A 2,079-nucleotide genomic window follows, 5' to 3' on the forward strand; every position below is an offset into this window, starting at 1 on the left:
GCCTCATCACCTTCAGGCAAGGCAAGCGGTTGTGTTAGTTCCTCTAAGCCGGACGTGATCGCCGATAGCCGAGCGGCGCCCGGGGACGAACCGATTGCTGCCGCGTGGGCCGACATCCCCGGTGCGGATCCGGAGTGGCGGCCGTGAGCTATGTCCGAACCTGGGTGATGGCGGGGTGAGAGAGGCGGCGTGTCGAGGCGGGTGACGAGCCTGCCAGAACCTCCCGGAGGAGCGAAACGCCATGACGAGCCATACCACTGTCGTCCCCCTTCGCCAGCCCGATGAGATCGAAGATCCGCTGACGGCGGTGCTGCGGAGTGGGGCGCGTCGGCTGCTGGTCCAGGCGGTGGAGGCGGAGGCCGAGGCCTTCCTGGCCGAGATGAAGGGGGAGCGGCTGCCGGACGGGCGGGAGCGGGTGGTGCGACACGGGCAGGGGCCGGAGCGGCTGGTGCAGACCGGGATCGGGCCGGTCGCGATACGGCGGGTGAAGGTTCGCGACCGCGGCGCTGAGGAGGGGAGCGAGCGGATCCGCTTCACCTCGGCGCTGCTGCCGCGCTGGGCACGGCGGACGTGGAGCCTGGATGCCTTGCTGCCCATCCTCTATCTGCGCGGGGTCTCAATGGGCGACTTCCAGGAAGCCTTGGCCGCCCTGCTGGGCAAGGAAGCGCCGAACCTTTCGCCGGCGGTGATCGCGCGGCTGCGGGAGGAGTGGCAGGCCGACCATGCGCGCTGGCAGCGGCGCGACCTGTCGGCGCGGCGCTACGTCTACCTCTGGGCCGATGGGGTCTACCTGCAGGCGAGAATGGAGCCGCAGGCCGAGTGCATGCTCGTCCTGATCGGGGCGACGCCGGAGGGCAAGAAGGAGCTGGTCGGCTTCCAGGTCGGCTTGCGCGAGAGCGCCCAGAGCTGGCGGGAGCTGCTGGTCGACCTCAAGGCGCGCGGCCTGGCGATGGCACCCGAGCTGGCCACCGGCGACGGCGCGCTCGGCTTCTGGAAAGCGCTGGAGGAGGTCTTCCCCCCGACACGGCACCAGCGCTGCTGGGTGCACAAAACGGTCAATGTCATGGACAAGCTGCCAAAGTCCGTCCAGCCCGCGGCCAAGGCCGACCTGCGCGAGATCTGGCAGGCGCCGGACCGCGCCACCGCCGAAGCGGCGATCACCACCTTCGCCGCGAAGTACGCTGCCAAGTACGAGAAGGCCGTCACCTGCCTGACCAAGGATCGCGAGGCACTGCTCACCTTCCACGACTTCCCCGCCGAGCACTGGGACCACCTGCGCACCTCGAACCCCATCGAGAGCGTCTTCGCCACCGTCCGGCACCGCACCGTGCGGACCAAGGGCGCTCTGTCCCAGGACACCGCGCGCCTGATGGTCTTCAAGCTGGTCATGGCCGCTGCCAAGACCTGGCGCAGGCTGAAGGGCGAGAACCAGTTGCCCAAAGTCATCGGCGGTGTCACCTTGAACCGCCCCAAGTTTGCCGGAGGCTCCAGTCCTTGAGAGGATGGAGCGATGACGAAGAAGACGTCGAACCGGTTTTCGCCCGAGGTGCGGCAGCGAGCGGTGCGGCTGGTGCTGGAGCATGCGGCCGACCATGCGTCGCAATGGGCGGCGATCGGCTCGATCGCGGGCAAGATCGGCTGCATGGCCGAGACGCTGCGCGGGTGGGTACGACAGGCTGAGCGCGACCAGGGACAGCGGGCGGGCCCGACGAGCGAGGCGGGCGAGCGGATCAAGGCCCTGGAGCGGGAGAACCGTGAGCTGCGCCAGGCCAACGAGATCCTGCGCAAGGCGTCGGCGTATTTTGCCATGGCGGAGCTCGACCGCCGATCGAAGCCATGATCGCCTTCATCGACGATCACCGTGCGGCCTACGGGGTCGAGCCGATCTGCAGGGTGCTGCCGATCGCCCCGTCGACCTACCACGCCCACGTCGCCTGCCGGGCCGATCCGGCCAGGGCATCGGCGCGCCGCCAGCGCGATGCTCACCTTTGTGCCGAGATCCGGCGGGTGCACGCGGCCAACTTCGGGGTCTACGGCGTACGCAAGGTCTGGCGGCAGCTCGGGCGGGAAGGCATCGAG

1 protein-coding gene, 1 pseudogene and 1 other annotated feature are annotated in these 2,079 nt (G+C 69.3%); the gene and the pseudogene both read left to right on the plus strand.

Annotated features, from left to right (window positions below):
- Positions 1-241 precede the first annotated feature (241 nt).
- Positions 242-1,498 (plus strand): IS256 family transposase, encoded by a 1,257-nt coding sequence (locus tag M0638_RS27770; protein ID WP_248670196.1) that lies wholly within the window; start codon positions 242-244, stop codon positions 1,496-1,498.
- A 12-nt stretch (positions 1,499-1,510) separates the two neighbouring features.
- Positions 1,511-2,079 (plus strand): annotated as a pseudogene (locus tag M0638_RS27775) (transposase); the annotation flags it as partial.
- Positions 1,795-1,911: a sequence feature (AL1L pseudoknot), on the plus strand. It overlaps the preceding pseudogene by 117 nt.

The organism is Roseomonas acroporae (genome assembly GCF_023223525.1).
Taxonomy (GTDB): domain Bacteria; phylum Pseudomonadota; class Alphaproteobacteria; order Acetobacterales; family Acetobacteraceae; genus Roseomonas_E; species Roseomonas_E acroporae.